A 13,675-nucleotide genomic window follows, 5' to 3' on the forward strand; every position below is an offset into this window, starting at 1 on the left:
GGGCTTTACCGCCCGGTGCCGCCGTACACCACGGCCTCGTCGGAGTCACTGTCCAGGCCGAACGCGGTGTGCACCGCGCACACCGCCTCGTTGACCTCGTCCGCGCGCGTGACCACCGAGATACGGATCTCGGACGTCGAGATCAGCTCGATGTTCACCCCCGCGTTCGACAGCGCCTCGAAGAAGCCGGCGGTCACGCCCGGGTTGGTCTTCATACCCGCGCCGACCAGCGAGATCTTGGCGATCTGGTCGTCGTACCTGAGCGAGTGGAAGTTGATCTTCGACTTCAGCTTCTCCAGTGCGTCGATCGCCTTGCGGCCCTCGGTCTTCGGGAGAGTGAAGGAGATGTCGGTGAGACCGGTCGACGCGGCGGACACGTTCTGCACGATCATGTCGATGTTGATCTCGTTGTCCGCGATGGAACGGAAGATCGTCGCGGCCTCGCCGGGCTTGTCGGGGACCCCGACGACCGTGATCTTCGCCTCGGAGGTGTCATGGGCGACACCGGAGATGATGGCCTGCTCCACCTTGCGGTCCCCTTGCGGTTCGTTGCTGACCCATGTGCCGGGAAGCCCCGAGAAGGAGGACCGTACATGGATCGGAATGTTGTATCGGCGTGCGTACTCCACGCACCGGTGCAGCAGCACCTTGGAGCCGGAGCTGGCCAGCTCCAGCATGTCACCGGAGGAGATCCAGTCGATCTTCCGGGCCTTCGTCACGACCCGGGGGTCGGCGGTGAAGACACCGTCCACATCGGTGTAGATCTCACAGACCTCGGCGTCCAGCGCGGCCGCGAGCGCGACCGCGGTGGTGTCCGAACCGCCTCGGCCCAGGGTGGTGATGTCCTTCTTGTCCTGGGACACCCCCTGGAACCCGGCGACGATGGCGATGTTGCCCTCGTCGAGGGCGGTACGGATCCGGCCCGGCGTGACATCGATGATGCGCGCTTTGTTGTGGACCGAGTCGGTGATGACGCCCGCCTGGCTGCCGGTGAACGACTGGGCGTTGTGCCCCAGGTTTTTGATCGCCATCGCCAGCAGGGCCATGGAGATCCGCTCTCCGGCGGTCAGCAGCATGTCGAACTCGCGCCCGGCGGGAATCGGGGACACCTGCCCGGCGAGATCGATCAGCTCATCCGTCGTGTCACCCATCGCCGACACCACGACGACCACCTGGTGGCCGTTCTTCTTGGCATCGACGATCCGCTTGGCGACCCGCTTGATGCCCTCGGCATCGGCTACGGAGGAGCCTCCGTACTTCTGCACGACAAGGCCCACGTGCGCTCCTCGCTCAGTCCATAGTCACTGTCGGCTCATTTTAACGAGCGACCGCCGTTCGACCTGGTGATATCACATCATGAGATGTCCCGCTCACTCCGTGAGCAGCACCGTCGAACACGCCCGCTCGGTGGGGATGCATGCCCCCGATGAGCACGAGCACGCGGAAACGTGGCCCACGTCACGAACACGCAGGCACGTCGGCCCGGACCAGGGCCCGTGCCAGGTCGACGCTCTCCGGAAGGGTGTCGAGCGAGAGGGGCTGCGTGGCCAGAGCGCCCTCGTGCAGCAGGAGGAGCCGGGTGGCGAGGGCGGCCGGGCGCGAGCAGCCCGCGGCGGCGGCGAGTTCCTCGAACAGGTTCAGCAGCCACAGCTTCTGGTCGGCGGCGATGCGGTGGGCGGGATGGGCGGGGTCCGGGAGTTCGGCCAGCGCGTTGATGAAGGCGCAGCCGCGGGTGTTGGTCCCGCTCCAGGTCCGCAGCGCCTCGAAGGGCGCGGTGACGGCCTCGACGGGGGTCCCGGCGGCGTCGACGGCGGCACGGACAAGTGACCGCCAGCGCTGGTCGCGGCCCGTGAGGTAGGCCGCCACGAGGTGGTCCTTCGAACCGAACCGGTTGTACAGCGTCCGCTTGGTCACCCCCGAGTGCTCGGCGATCAGATCCACGCCGACCGCCGTTATCCCGCGGTTGTAGAACAACTCCTCGGCGGCCGCCACGACGCGGCGGCCGGCCGGGGTCATGGGCCGCGCTTCCTGCACCACGTACCGCCCTTCACTGATCGGTGTACGGTGGGGGATGTTCACCGATCAGTATACCCGTCAGGAGGTTCAGCGATGAGTGGGTCCCCGTTCATGCGAGCGGCGCGCATCACGAGGCACGGAGGTCCGGAGGTCCTTGAGTCGGCGGAGGTCGCCGTCCCCGCCCCGCGGGTGGGAGAGGTGCTGGTCCAGGTCAGTGCGGTGGCGCTGAACAACACCGATCTGTGGACCCGGGAGGGCGCCTACGGCCGTCCGGGGGACCCGACGGCGAAGTCGGGCTGGCGCGGCCCGATCGACTTCCCGCGCATCCAGGGCGCCGATGTGGCGGGCCGGGTGGTGGCCGTCGGAGCCGGAGCGGAGGAGAGCCTGGTCGGGCGCCGGGTGGTCGTCGATCCCGCGATCTACGACGCCGAGGGGCCGGACGCCAACCCGGTGGGCCTGATGGGGAGCGAACGCGACGGCGGCTACGCCGAGTACGTGACAGCGCCGGTGGAGCGTGTGCACGACGTGACGGAGTCACCGCTCACGGACGACCAGCTCGCGACGTTGCCGACCGCCTACGGCACGGCGCTGGGCATGATCGAGCGGGGCCGGCTGCGGAAGGGCGAAACGGCCCTGGTCTCGGGGGCGTCGGGCGGCGTCGGCCTCGCGCTGGTGCAGATCGCCCGGGCGCGCGGCGCGAGGGTCATCGCCGTGAGCAGCGGATCCAAGATCGACGCGGTACGCGCAGCGGGCGCGCACGAAGTCGTCGACCGCGCGGGAGACATCGCCGAGCAGATCCGCGCCGCCGCCCCGGAGGGCATCGACGTCGCCCTCGACGTCGTGGCCGGCGAGCTGGTGAGCGAGGGGCTGCCGCTGCTGCGCGAAGGGGGCCGGTGGGTCATCGCCGGCGCCCTCGGCGGCTACGGCGTGAGCTTTGACGTACGCCGGCTCTACCTGCACAACGCGCAGGTCATCGGGTCCGCGATGCACACGCCCACGCACTTCGACCTCCTCATGGACCTGGCCCGCCGGGCGGAGATCCAGCCCGTCGTCGCGGCGGCCTACCCTCTGGAGCAGGCCGCTCGGGCGCAGGAGGAACTCTCCCGCAGGGGGCACGTGGGAAAGATCGTCCTCCACCCCTGAGCCCCACCCGACCACCGGTGCCGCCGGAGGCCGGAGGCCGGAGCCGGAGGCCGGAGCCGGAGGCCGGGCGGAGCGGGATCGCCGCGACGTCCCGCAGGCCCCCTAGCCGGCGGTGATCCGATTCCAGAAGTGGTGCGTGAGGCCGCTTGCCGAGGTCGCCGACTCGATGGTGAAGCGGTCCTGGACTCCGGCCGGCCCGCCCCACATCGAGACCCCGGCGCCGAGGGTGATGGGCACGGTGACCAGGTGCATGAAGTCGATGAGGTCGGCCGCCAGGAACTGCCGGACGGTGGAGGGGCCGCCGCCGATGCGGACGTCCCGGCCGTCCGCGAGGTCCCGGGCGTATGCGAGTGCGTCCTCGGGTGTGGCGTCGAGGAAGTGGAAGCTCGTCCCGTTGTCGAAGTGGATGGGGTCACGCCGGTGGTGGGTGAGCACCACCACGGGCGTACGGAAGGGAGGCTCGTCGCCCCACCAGCCGCGCCAGTCGTCGTCGGCCCACGCGCCGGTCTGCGGACCGAATTTGCCCCGGCCCATGATCTCGGCCCCGATGCCCTGACCCCAGAGGCTCGTGAGCGCGCGATCGATGGTGATCGGGTCGTCCACGGCGTCCACACCGTGGATGACCCGCCCGTCGAAGCGCGCGAGCAGCCGCTCGGCGCCCCCGATGGGTCTGTCGATCGTGATCGTCTCGCCCGCGCTGTAGCCGTCGAGGGAGACGTGGAAGTTCTGCACACGGACCTTGGTCATGTGAGCGAGTATCAACCACCGCACTGACATCACGCGCAACCGAACCTGCCCGACCTGGCCTCGAATGCCGGCCGGCGCACAGCGATCTTCGATCTGCTGTGACAAGTGTTCTTCACGAGGCGGAAGAACACGGTGGGGCTCATTGCCCGCCGAAAGGCCGAGCGGCGCCTGCTCGAAGCGGCTTTCATCGCGTTCCGCGCTGCGCTATATTCCGTACTCGTCTTCAGCGCCCTGCCCCCCCGTTTTCGGGATCTGAGTTTCTCTTCACTCAACAAGCCGTACAGGGATTCTATTTTGGACTTCTGTTCGCACCGCATCACAAAGGGATGGGGACCCATGACGGAGGCGCGGAGCTGGACCGGCTCGCGCGGCACGTACTGGCCTCTCACCACATCAGCCCCTCCTTGATCGCCCGGCAGCTCACGCGCCTCTACCGCGCCGAGCGTGGCCCGCGCTATCACGAAGTCGGCCTGCTCCGGCCCTATCGTGAAGCGGCTTCCCCTTTGCACACCGATTCAGCTCCGATGCGTCACGGGCTGATCTCCTGAGAATGACGGAGAAGGTTCGGACGAGGACGGGCGGGTACTGATTCACCCCAACCGGTCGACGGAGACCGAAAGGACGCCCCATGCCGACGTCATGGAATCGACGCCTGATCACCATTCCGGCCGCTGTCGCGGTCCTGGCGGGTACGGCCGCCTCCGCCGCCACGGCGAGCGCGGGCACCGAAACCACCGCGCGTACGTCCGCTTCCTGCCCGGTCGGCCAGGTCGGACCGGACCACGGAGTCCGGTGCGATACGCCACCGGGGAACACATCGACCACGCCGCGACGTGCGGAGTCAGATGCCCCGGACCCGGCGAAGACCGACTGGACGGGGCGTGGCGCGCCCCGAGCCGCAGCCGCCTGCCAGACACGCGAAGGGTCCGAGCACGTCGACTGGACCGGCATGTGGTTCGACCACGACGTGGTCTGCGACAACTCCACCGGCGACGTCAGGCTGCAATCCTTCGTGAACAGCCCGGTAGTCGGGAGGATTAACTCCACCCGAAGCTGGTTCGTGTGTTGGAAGACCGGAGACGGTGCTTCCGAAAGCAACAATTTCTGGTACTACACGCAGGGCGACGAAGTCGTCTCCCGGCCGTCCACCGCGGCATGGGGCTATCTGCCCGCCAGCATGCTGAAGTCGGACTCCCACCCCGTTCCCGGGCTGCCGAAGTGCTCGTGGGCATAAACCAGATGAGAAAGCCGGATGAGGAAGAAGGGCTGACACCATGAAACCGATCGGATGGAGCGTCGCAGTCCGTACAGCGCTCTCGTTACTCGTCAGCGTCGTCACGGCGATGACGGTCACAGCACCGTCGGCGGTGGCCGTCGGCGGACAGGACGCCCAAGGCATCTGTCAGATCAGAACCGGCGTATCGCACACCGATCACGTCAACAAGACATTCACCAAAGACCTTTACTGCGAGAACGTCACCGCCGACGTATACGTCAAGTCGGAGAACTACGCCACCGTCAATGCCAAGCTCACCAGCACGCTGAGCTGGTTCGTCTGCTGGGAGACGGGCGAGCTTCATACCGGGGGCAATCGCATCTGGTACTACACACAGGGCGACAAGATCCTCAACTGGCCGCTGCGCAAGGGCTGGGGCTACGTCCCCGCCTACCGGCTCACCACCACGACGGACCCGTTCCCGGGACTGCCCGCCTGCACCCCGGACAACGTGCGAGGAGACCGGTGAAAAAGCGCCCGCGCCAAGGCCCCGCCGCGCTCCTGGTCCTGACACTCGCGGCCGCGATGTGCGTTCCCACCGCTTCCGGCGCGGTCGCGGCGACGGCGACGCCGGCGGCGCGAACCTGCCACATCCGCGAGAACACCCCGCACACGGACACTCTCGGGAATGCCTTCACCAAAGATCTCTACTGCGAGAACGTCCCCGCCGATCTCTACGGTCGTGCGACCTCCTCCGCCCCGCTGACCGGCCGTCTCAAGTCCACGACCAGCTGGTTCGTATGCTGGACGCTGGGAGACCCGCACCCTGGTGGCAACAACGTCTGGTACTACACACAGGGCGACGAGATTGTTCAGCTCCCGGCCGTACAGGGGTGGGGCAACGTCCCCGCCAACTTCGTGTGGACATCTGAGGATCCCTTTCCGGGACTGCCACGCTGCCCTTGGCGGTAACCACCCCGTTCAAGTCGCGGCGCAGGGCGGGTTCGCCGGCCCGGCGTCCGCGGTGGTCTCCGTTGGAGACGGCCCGGTGCCGCCGTCTCCAACGTGACCGACTGGGGGTCATGGTGTCGCCTCCTTCCCTCCATGGTGCCCTGACCAGCGTCTCTTGCGCGCTCATTCGGCCTCCGTCCCTCGTGGAAGCCGTACGGGCGTGACGGGCGCCGTCGTCGCTGTCGTCGCTGTCGTCGCCGTCGTCGCCGTCGCGTGGGCCCGTACGGCTTCGCTGTGCACCGGTTCCGGGATCGGGCGGGACTTCAGGCCGGCCAGGGCGCGCAGCTGGTCGGCGCGGCGGGCCACCTCCGCCTTGGCGGGGACGGCGCGGAAGGTGTCGGGGACGGCGTCGATGATCTCCCCCGCCTCCTCCGCCGCGTCGTACGCCTCCATCTCCTCCCGGCAGTCGACGCACACGCCCCGCAGCAGGAGCGTCGTCGTCTCGTCGTTGTCGCAGGAGATGCAGGTCAGTACGGCGCGGCTGATGTATGCGGGCTGGCTCGCGCTGCTGGGCAGGGGCGGCATGTGGTTCTCCAGTCGGACCCGGGCGATCGCGCCGGGGCTGTGCATGGGCTGCGGCAGCCCGGTGGTCAGGGATCGGGTGATGTGGTCCGGCGTCGCGCCCCGCGCCAACCACTCGGCGGCGAGCGCTTCGAGGGCGGAGCAGTCTGCGGCGGACAGGGTCATCCGGGGCTCGGTACGGCCGAGCCGGGCGAGGACGCGGTAGGCGGTGGAGGGCTCAGGGGTGGCGGGCTCAGGGGTGGCGGGCGCGGTGCAGGCGGGCGCGGTGGAGGCCACGGGGGCCGTGAGCGGCTCGGGGGCTGTGCTGGTCCGCTGGGGGTTCGGGCGCCCGTCTTCGATCCCGATCCCGGTCCCGTTCTCGGTCCCGTTCCCGGTCCCGGTCCCGTCCGCGTCCGGTCGCGTTTCCGCCCTCGACCGCCGCTCCAGCTCGGTCAGATCGATCCCGCGCAGCCCGCCCACGTACGCCTTCCACCAGTCGTCGTCCCGCGCCGTACGGGAGAAGTACGTGCGCGTGACCCACCGGTAGCTGTTGTCCTCCAGCACCAGATGTTCCTTGACCCGGCGCAGATGACCGGCGTCCGAGAGAAACCTCAGCGCCTTGCCGCACGCCTGCTGCCCGTAGTCGGCGAGGTTCGCGGCGAGCGGCTTGTACCCGATCGCGGCGCCCTCGGGCAGCCGGTCGATGTACGCGGCGATCGCCGCTTCCCTGGGGCGCAGATGTACGAAGTCCGCGCTGCCGCGCGGGGCTTGGTCGGGGGCCGAGCGTTTTCCGTACCCCGGTTTGGCGTGGGGGTGGGCGGAGACAGCAGGGAGAGGACTAAAATTCGTGGAAGCCATGATCGAGTGCTCTTCGATTCTTTGGTCAGGCCCCGGAGTTGGTGTTGGCGCACCGCCGGGGCCGCTTTATGCGGCAAGTGATGCGAACGCTAAGCGTTGACCGCGTTATGTGGCAAGTCAGTCACGGATTGTCATATCGTCAGCTCAGGGCAGGTCTCCGGAACCGGAGGGGAGGGAGGGTTTCCCTCAACCACCCTTTCCTTGGAAAGGGCTCGGAACCCGGGGCTCGAAGCCCGGAGCCCGGAACCCGGGGCTCAGCCCCACAACAGACGGGTGGCCCCATGACCGGTTTCGCGGACGACACCATCTACGCGGAGGCCGACGCCCTGAAGCGACGAACCGCGAGCCTCGCCGGATGCTGAGCATCGGTACGACCGTGATGGGGGCCGCCGACGTACGGCGGGCCGCCGAGTTCTGGGGCCGGGCGCTGGATTACGTCCCCCGCGACGGCGAAGTGCAGGACGACTGGGTGGTGCTGGTCCCGGCCAACGGCACCGGCCCGGCCCTGGCCCTCGGCCTCAGCACAACGCCCGTGCGGGAACACCCGAGAGTCCACCTCGACCTCTACGCGGGCGACGCGGCCGATCAGGAGGCCGAAGTCGCACGGCTGATCTCCCTGGGCGCCGAACGCGTCGACTGGGATCTCTATCCGGACGACCCCGACTTCGTCGTACTCGCCGACACCGAGGGCAACCGCTTCTGCGTGATCGACACCGCCCACGGCTGACGGGCGATCACGAGATACGGCTACTCGGCGCGCGTCGCCCCGGCGTCCGACCTCGCGTACGCGATGAAGGCGGACCACGCCGGGGCGGGGACGGCGAGTTGGGGACCGGCGGTGAGCTTGGAGTCGCGGACGTGGGTGGTGGCGGGGCGCATCGCCACCTCGATGCAGGCGTCGCCTTCGCTGTCGCTGTAACTGGACTTGAGCCACTGACCCGTACTGTTCACAGCTGATCCACCATTCGCGTGATGAAGTTTTTGGACTCCTCGGCGCCGAGCGCCTCCATGCGAAGCCTGCCATAGCGCTCCGTCAGTTTGCCTACTTGCTCTTGCAGAGGCATGAACTCACTGAGCGACTGCCCTGTGACATATCCGTAGCGTTCGTGCGCCGCGTTCGCCAACAACATCATGGGGCCGTCAAGTGCAGCGGACACGAAGCGCTGAAACGGCAGCACCTGCAACGAGACATTGCGCAGCTGCGCCAACTCCACAAGGTGAACCAGCTGGTCTCGCTGCACATCCGACCCACCGACCGGAGAGCGCAGAACGGCCTCGTAGAGAACAAAGCTGAAGCTCACCGGTGGCGTCCGGGTAAGGATCGCCTGCCTCTCCAGACGTCCCCGGAGACGCTCCTCCACCACGTCGTCGGAAACTGACGGACAGTAGTCATTGAAAAGCGCCTGGGCATACTCCTTCGTCTGCAAGAGCCCTGGCACCAAGGCCACTTCGTACCACCACAAACTCACTGCCTCGGCCTCGGCATCCAGGAATTCCTGCGCCCGAAGCGGAAACCGCTCCTTACGCAGGTACTGCTTTCCGGCGAGCAACAGCCCTTCCGCCCGGCACGCGTCGTCCGCCGCCTCCAGCAGTCTCGGCGTCGGCATCCGTACACCTTGCTCCATCGATTTGAGCGTGTCGGGCGAGTAGTTGGCCACTGCCGCCAACTCCTCGCGGCTCAAACCGGCCCGGATACGCCACCGTTTGATCTGGTCGCCCGCGTATCGCCATGCAACCGGCGTCTGTGCGTTCACGCTGTCGAACAAGGCAGCTCACACCCCTGCTACATCCCGCAAGTACCACTTCGGTCGCTTCCGAGCGTAGCGACCCCGTTCCACGCTGTGACCATGAACACAGGAATCCGCCCCCCTGGGGGTGAGTGGTGACCTCCGCCATGCCCACCACCGTCGTCATGCGGTTCGCCCGCACCGCCGCTTCCGTACCGTCCGCCCGTTCCTTCACCCGGGGTGTCCTGCGCGACGCCCGGCTCGACCGCTGTGACCTGGACAACCTCCTCCTCTGCGTCTCGGAGTTGGCGACCAACGCCCTGCGGCACGGTGTGCCCGTGGGCGGGGCGTTCCTGTTGCGGATCGTGTTCGACGAGGAGCGCGTACGCGTCGAATGCCATGACGCGAACCGCCGGCGTCCGCGCGTGCGGCATCCCGCCGATGACGACCAGGGCGGGCGGGGGCTGCTGTTGGTGGAGGCGCTCGCGTCGCGGTGGGGTGCGGGGGAGCGACCGTTCGGGAAGTTCGTGTGGTTCGAGGTGGACCGTGAGCGATGAACCCGTGTCCGCGTACGCGGACACGGGTGGCCGGGAGCGGTGGCGCTAACGCGCCGTCCGTACCGTCCGCAGCCCCAGCGGGCCCGCGATCTCCTCGGCCATGACCGCGCCCGCCTCCTCCGCGAGGATGGCCTCGGCGTCCTCCGTCAGGTCCTGGTCCGTGTCCAGGCCGTCGAGCGCCGGGAGCGGCTGGTCGAGGCGGACGTGGGCCACCAGGGACTGGAGGGCGCGGAGGGTGGCGGAGGCGGTGGAGCCCCAGCTGGAGAAGTAGGAGAACTGCCACCACCACAGCGCCTCGGTCGTACGGCCCGCCCGGTAGTGGGCCATGCCGTGGCGCAGGTCCGTGACGACGCCCGCGATGTCGTCGGAGATACGGGAGGGGACGGGGGCCTTGCGGGGCTCGTACGGGTCGAAGACCTCGGAGTAGACGTCGATCGGCTCAAGGATCACGGCGAAGCGCTCGCGCAGGTCGTCCACGTCGGGCTCGGGGCCGAGATCGGGCTCGTACCGCTCGTCGGGAAGGATGTCCTCGTGCGCGCCCAGCCGGCCACCGGCCAGCATGAGCTGGGAGAACTCCAGCAGCAGGAACGGGACCGCGCTGTCCGGCTCGTCGCCCTTCGCCACTTCCGTGACGGCGACGATGAAGCTTTCGATCTGGTCGGCGATCTGGACGGCGAAGTCGTCCGGATCCTGGTTGACGGCGTGCAGCGTTGCGTCAGACATCGAGAAGTCGTCTCCCCTCGAAGGCCCGCCCGAGCGTGACCTCATCGGCATATTCCAGGTCGCCACCGACGGGCAGGCCGCTGGCGAGTCGGGTGACCCGCAGCCCCATCGGCTTGATCATGCGGGCGAGGTAGGTTGCCGTGGCCTCGCCCTCCAGGTTGGGGTCGGTCGCCAGGATCAGCTCGGTGACCGTACCGTCGGCGAGACGGGCGAGCAGCTCACGGATGCGCAGATCGTCCGGGCCGACGCCCTCGATGGGGCTGATCGCGCCGCCGAGCACGTGGTACTTCCCGCGGAACTCGCGGGTCCGCTCGATGGCGACGACGTCCTTCGGTTCCTCCACCACACAGATCACCGACACGTCGCGGCGCGCGTCGCGGCAGATCCCGCAGCGCTCCTCCTGCGCGACATTGCCGCACACGGCGCAGAACCGGACCTTGTCCTTGACCTCAAGGAGGGAGTGCGCGAGGCGGCGGACGTCGGTCGGCTCGGCCTGGAGGATGTGGAAGGCGATCCGCTGCGCGCTCTTGGGACCGACGCCGGGCAGCCTGCCCAGTTCGTCGATGAGGTCCTGGACCACGCCTTCGTACAACGGATTGCCTTCCTGATGCTGCTGCTGCCGCTACTGCCCGTTACCGCTGCTACTGCCTGTACTACTGCCTGCCTGCTGCCGCTGCCGCGGCGCTGTCGCCGCGCCGACGCGGTGAAGTCGGCTTCCTGCGTACGCTAGTTGGTGTCCGCCTTCCTCAGAAGGGCAGACCCGGCATGCCGCCCAGTCCCTGGGCCAGCGGGCCGAGCTTCTCCTGCTGAAGCTGCTGCGCGTTGTCATTGGCCGCGTGGACGGCGGCGAGCACCAGATCCGCGAGGGTCTCCGTGTCGTCGGGGTCCACCGCCTTCGGGTCGATCACCAGGCCGCGCAGCTCGCCCGAGCCGTTGACCGTGGCCTTCACGAGGCCACCGCCCGCCTGGCCCTCGACCTCGGTCGCGGCCAGCTCCTCCTGGGCTCGCGCCAGGTCCTGCTGCATCTTCTGGGCCTGCTGGAGCAGATCCTGCATATTGGGCTGGCCACCACCGGGAATCACGATCGCTCCTGAGCGTTCAGACGACGATTTACCTGTAAGCCGAGCCTACGTGGTCCCCGCGCGGCGCGCCCTACCCCACCGGGACGAACTCTTTCGGGTGAGGGTTCTCGGCTCCTCCACCTGATCACGGCCCTCAGCTGGGGTGAAATGCCGAGATTTCGATCACACCGCCCACCATTTGGCGGTAGGAAGTGGTTGAGGACGTGCAGGCGGCCGTATGTACCACTCGTCATGCACCACTCGTCATGCACCACTCGTCCCGCACGGCTTCCCGACTCGTACCGCACCCGTCGTCCGACACGTCTCGCACCGGTCGCCCGACACGCACCGTTCCCGCGCCATTACACCCAGACCGTAGAGGAGTGCCCAGGTGAGCCAGCCGGAGATGCAGCCCGGAGGCCCTGCCCGGGAGGAGGGCCCCTCGTCCGGTGCCAGGTACGGGGAGGGGCCCGGCGAGAGCGCCGGGGGCGCGGAGGGCCCGGAGGGCGCCGGGGAGGCCGTCGAGACGGAGGGCGGCGCCGTGTACGGCGACCTGACCGTGGGCCCCTTCCCGCTCGGCGACTGGGGCGAACCGGCGGAGCGGCTGGACGAGCTGTACCGCTGGGTCGAGACGGGGGCGCTGCGCACCGTCGACTGGTACCTGACCGACCGGTTACGCAAACGCCGCCTCGCCCGCACCTTACGGGCCACGACGGCCGTCGCCGCGACGGTGGGCGCCGCGCTGCCGCTGCTGGACCTGACGGGCGCGCTGGCGGGGGCCGCCGGCTGGGGGTATCTGTCGCTGATCCTGGGCGCGGCCTGCGTGGCGTGCGACCGGTACTGCGGGCTGTCGTCCGGCTGGATGCGGGCGGTGGCGACGGCGCAGGCGGTGCAGCGGCGCTTGCAGACGCTCCAGTTCGACTGGGCCTCGGAGTGCGTACGGGAGGTGCTCGGCCCGACGGAGGGCACGGCGAGCGAGGCCGCTGAACGGTGCCTGACGGTGCTCAGGCGGTTCACCGAGGACGTGACGGAGCTGACGCGGGTGGAGACGGCCGACTGGATGGTCGAATTCCGCTCGGGCCCGGCGCCGCTGATGATGCAGTCGCTGCCGCTGGCCGGGACCCGGAGCGAGGGGCACGTGCAGCCCACGGGCCGCTTCCCGCTCCCGCCGGGCGCCCGGCCGAACATGCCCCGGCAGCGACCGCCGGAGACGCGGTAGGGCGCTGGCGGTACCGGGGACCCGGGGGTACGGGGTTACGGGGTTACGGGCGGTACGGAGTGACGGGCGGTACGGGGTTACGGGCGGTACGGGCGCGGCATTCCTCGCTCCCGTACCCCCGGCACCCCGTACCCGGCACCCCGTACCCGGCACCCCGTATCCCCGGCACTGCGTACCGGCCCCCGTGCCCCCGGCACTCCGTACCGGCCCCCCGTACCCGAGGGGCCGGCCTCAGCTGAAGATGATCATCGAGCCCTGGGCCAGACTCCGGGTCGCCGCCGCGTGCAGGCCCAGCCAGACGTGCCGCTCGCGGGCGAAGGGGCTGTCGTCGTACGGGACCGAGGTCGCCGGTTCCTCCAGGGACGTGGGTCCCTGCGGCGGAGCCGGGGCGGCCGGGGGGTTGGCAGGGTCGATCCCGATCGCCGGGGCGACGATCTCCAGCTCGCGCAGCAGCCCCTGGGTGGAGCCCAAGGGGCCGCCGCCCGCGAGGAGTTCCTCGTTCGAGAGGGGCCCGTCGAAGTCCACGGGGACATAGGCGCCCGCGTGGTCGTAGTGCCAGACCAGATGCGACTCCTGGGCCGTCGACTCGAACATCTCCAGCAACTGCTCGTAGTCACCGCCCAGTTCGCCGACCGGCGTCACCGCCAGCCCGCAGAGCTGGAGCAGATACGCGCGCCGCAGGAAGTGCAGCGCGTCGTAGTCGAAGCCGGCGACCGGGGCGACGTCCCCCGACAGGCCGGGCATATAGGCGAAGACGGGAACGGACGGCAGCCCGGCGGCGCCGAGCGCCTTGTCGTAGACGGCGATCTCTTCCGCGAAGGGATTGTCGGGGCTGTGGCACAGCACATCGACGAGGGGGACCAACCACAGGTCACAGGCCAAGGGAGGCTCGCTCT

At 69.0% G+C, this 13,675-nt stretch carries 17 protein-coding genes; 7 read left to right on the forward strand and 10 right to left on the reverse strand.

The window, feature by feature from the left end; all coding sequences use genetic code 11:
* Window positions 1-5 precede the first annotated feature (5 nt).
* Both ACFY6S_RS26985 and ACFY6S_RS26990 read right to left on the reverse strand, forming a co-directional pair.
* On the reverse strand, window positions 6-1,277 hold the full coding sequence (locus tag ACFY6S_RS26985) for an aspartate kinase (RefSeq protein WP_388827035.1): 1,272 nt from the start codon (window positions 1,275-1,277) through the stop codon (window positions 6-8).
* A 181-nt stretch (window positions 1,278-1,458) separates the two neighbouring features.
* Window positions 1,459-2,016: a TetR/AcrR family transcriptional regulator gene (locus tag ACFY6S_RS26990; protein WP_388827033.1), complete on the reverse strand. Its 558-nt coding sequence runs from the start codon at window positions 2,014-2,016 to the stop codon at window positions 1,459-1,461.
* Window positions 2,017-2,109: 93 nt separating this feature from the next.
* On the opposite strand from ACFY6S_RS26990, the gene ACFY6S_RS26995 reads away from it, so the two are divergent.
* A complete protein-coding gene (locus tag ACFY6S_RS26995; protein WP_388827030.1) occupies window positions 2,110-3,159 on the forward strand; it encodes a zinc-binding dehydrogenase in 1,050 nt (349 codons plus the stop codon).
* Between the two features lie 102 nt (window positions 3,160-3,261).
* Here ACFY6S_RS26995 and ACFY6S_RS27000 read toward each other — a convergent pair whose 3' ends face one another.
* Complete coding sequence (locus ACFY6S_RS27000; RefSeq protein ID WP_388827027.1) at window positions 3,262-3,906, reverse strand: dihydrofolate reductase family protein; 645 nt, start codon at window positions 3,904-3,906, stop codon at window positions 3,262-3,264.
* A 628-nt stretch (window positions 3,907-4,534) separates the two neighbouring features.
* On the opposite strand from ACFY6S_RS27000, the gene ACFY6S_RS27005 reads away from it, so the two are divergent.
* From ACFY6S_RS27005 to ACFY6S_RS27015, 3 genes are read left to right on the forward strand one after another with little or no spacing between them, the layout of a single operon-like run.
* Window positions 4,535-5,140 (forward strand): hypothetical protein, encoded by a 606-nt coding sequence (locus tag ACFY6S_RS27005; protein WP_388827024.1) that lies wholly within the window; start codon window positions 4,535-4,537, stop codon window positions 5,138-5,140.
* 40 nt (window positions 5,141-5,180) lie between these two features.
* A complete protein-coding gene (locus ACFY6S_RS27010) occupies window positions 5,181-5,651 on the forward strand; it encodes a hypothetical protein (protein WP_388827021.1) in 471 nt (156 codons plus the stop codon).
* Window positions 5,648-6,094, forward strand: a complete 447-nt coding sequence (locus ACFY6S_RS27015; protein WP_388827018.1) for a hypothetical protein — start codon at window positions 5,648-5,650, stop codon at window positions 6,092-6,094. The genes ACFY6S_RS27010 and ACFY6S_RS27015 overlap by 4 nt, the downstream gene beginning before the upstream one ends.
* A 162-nt stretch (window positions 6,095-6,256) precedes the next feature.
* On the opposite strand, the gene ACFY6S_RS27020 is transcribed toward ACFY6S_RS27015, so the two are convergent.
* Window positions 6,257-7,492: a hypothetical protein gene (locus ACFY6S_RS27020; protein ID WP_388827015.1), complete on the reverse strand. Its 1,236-nt coding sequence runs from the start codon at window positions 7,490-7,492 to the stop codon at window positions 6,257-6,259.
* A gap of 355 nt (window positions 7,493-7,847) precedes the next feature.
* Here ACFY6S_RS27020 and ACFY6S_RS27025 point away from each other — a divergent pair, with 355 nt between their 5' ends.
* Window positions 7,848-8,219 (forward strand): VOC family protein, encoded by a 372-nt coding sequence (locus ACFY6S_RS27025; protein ID WP_388827012.1) that lies wholly within the window; start codon window positions 7,848-7,850, stop codon window positions 8,217-8,219.
* A gap of 20 nt (window positions 8,220-8,239) precedes the next feature.
* On the opposite strand, the gene ACFY6S_RS27030 is transcribed toward ACFY6S_RS27025, so the two are convergent.
* Together ACFY6S_RS27030 and ACFY6S_RS27035 are read right to left on the reverse strand one after the other, a co-directional pair.
* The gene (locus tag ACFY6S_RS27030; protein WP_388827009.1) at window positions 8,240-8,443 is read right to left on the reverse strand and encodes a DUF397 domain-containing protein; all 204 of its coding nucleotides are present in this window, start codon (window positions 8,441-8,443) and stop codon (window positions 8,240-8,242) included.
* The gene (locus ACFY6S_RS27035) at window positions 8,440-9,258 is read right to left on the reverse strand and encodes a helix-turn-helix domain-containing protein (RefSeq protein WP_388827006.1); all 819 of its coding nucleotides are present in this window, start codon (window positions 9,256-9,258) and stop codon (window positions 8,440-8,442) included. Before ACFY6S_RS27035 ends, ACFY6S_RS27030 begins: the two co-directional genes overlap by 4 nt.
* 128 nt (window positions 9,259-9,386) lie before the next feature.
* Here ACFY6S_RS27035 and ACFY6S_RS27040 point away from each other — a divergent pair, with 128 nt between their 5' ends.
* A complete protein-coding gene (locus tag ACFY6S_RS27040; RefSeq protein WP_388827003.1) occupies window positions 9,387-9,776 on the forward strand; it encodes an ATP-binding protein in 390 nt (129 codons plus the stop codon).
* Between the two features lie 45 nt (window positions 9,777-9,821).
* On the opposite strand, the gene ACFY6S_RS27045 is transcribed toward ACFY6S_RS27040, so the two are convergent.
* The 3 genes from ACFY6S_RS27045 to ACFY6S_RS27055 all read right to left on the reverse strand — a co-directional run bounded on the left by ACFY6S_RS27045 (window position 9,822) and on the right by ACFY6S_RS27055 (window position 11,581).
* Complete coding sequence (locus ACFY6S_RS27045) at window positions 9,822-10,499, reverse strand: DUF5063 domain-containing protein (RefSeq protein WP_388827000.1); 678 nt, start codon at window positions 10,497-10,499, stop codon at window positions 9,822-9,824.
* Entirely contained in the window at window positions 10,492-11,091 is a 600-nt protein-coding gene (gene recR / locus ACFY6S_RS27050) for a recombination mediator RecR (protein ID WP_388826997.1), read from the reverse strand. The genes ACFY6S_RS27045 and recR overlap by 8 nt, the downstream gene beginning before the upstream one ends.
* Window positions 11,092-11,245: 154 nt before the next feature.
* Window positions 11,246-11,581: a YbaB/EbfC family nucleoid-associated protein gene (locus ACFY6S_RS27055; RefSeq protein WP_388826994.1), complete on the reverse strand. Its 336-nt coding sequence runs from the start codon at window positions 11,579-11,581 to the stop codon at window positions 11,246-11,248.
* Window positions 11,582-11,951: 370 nt separating this feature from the next.
* Here ACFY6S_RS27055 and ACFY6S_RS27060 point away from each other — a divergent pair, with 370 nt between their 5' ends.
* Window positions 11,952-12,779 (forward strand): SLATT domain-containing protein, encoded by an 828-nt coding sequence (locus ACFY6S_RS27060; RefSeq protein ID WP_388826991.1) that lies wholly within the window; start codon window positions 11,952-11,954, stop codon window positions 12,777-12,779.
* A 231-nt stretch (window positions 12,780-13,010) separates the two neighbouring features.
* On the opposite strand, the gene ACFY6S_RS27065 is transcribed toward ACFY6S_RS27060, so the two are convergent.
* Window positions 13,011-13,661, reverse strand: a complete 651-nt coding sequence (locus ACFY6S_RS27065) for a hypothetical protein (protein WP_388826988.1) — start codon at window positions 13,659-13,661, stop codon at window positions 13,011-13,013.
* Window positions 13,662-13,675 lie beyond the last annotated feature (14 nt).

This window comes from Streptomyces sp. NPDC012835 (genome assembly GCF_042900885.1).
GTDB lineage: Bacteria > Actinomycetota > Actinomycetes > Streptomycetales > Streptomycetaceae > Streptomyces.

Bases quoted from the DNA above. Each gene is read 5' to 3' on its own strand.
- ACFY6S_RS26990 (WP_388827033.1), bottom strand. From the start codon at position 2,016: ATGACCCCGGCCGGCCGCCGCGTCGTGGCGGCCGCCGAGGAGTTGTTC.
- ACFY6S_RS26995 (WP_388827030.1), top strand. From the start codon at position 2,110: ATGAGTGGGTCCCCGTTCATGCGAGCGGCGCGCATCACGAGGCACGGA.
- ACFY6S_RS27000 (WP_388827027.1), bottom strand. From the start codon at position 3,906: ATGACCAAGGTCCGTGTGCAGAACTTCCACGTCTCCCTCGACGGCTAC.
- ACFY6S_RS27005 (WP_388827024.1), top strand. From the start codon at position 4,535: ATGCCGACGTCATGGAATCGACGCCTGATCACCATTCCGGCCGCTGTC.
- ACFY6S_RS27010 (WP_388827021.1), top strand. From the start codon at position 5,181: ATGAAACCGATCGGATGGAGCGTCGCAGTCCGTACAGCGCTCTCGTTA.
- ACFY6S_RS27020 (WP_388827015.1), bottom strand. From the start codon at position 7,492: ATGGCTTCCACGAATTTTAGTCCTCTCCCTGCTGTCTCCGCCCACCCC.
- ACFY6S_RS27025 (WP_388827012.1), top strand. From the start codon at position 7,848: ATGCTGAGCATCGGTACGACCGTGATGGGGGCCGCCGACGTACGGCGG.
- ACFY6S_RS27040 (WP_388827003.1), top strand. From the start codon at position 9,387: ATGCCCACCACCGTCGTCATGCGGTTCGCCCGCACCGCCGCTTCCGTA.
- ACFY6S_RS27045 (WP_388827000.1), bottom strand. From the start codon at position 10,499: ATGTCTGACGCAACGCTGCACGCCGTCAACCAGGATCCGGACGACTTC.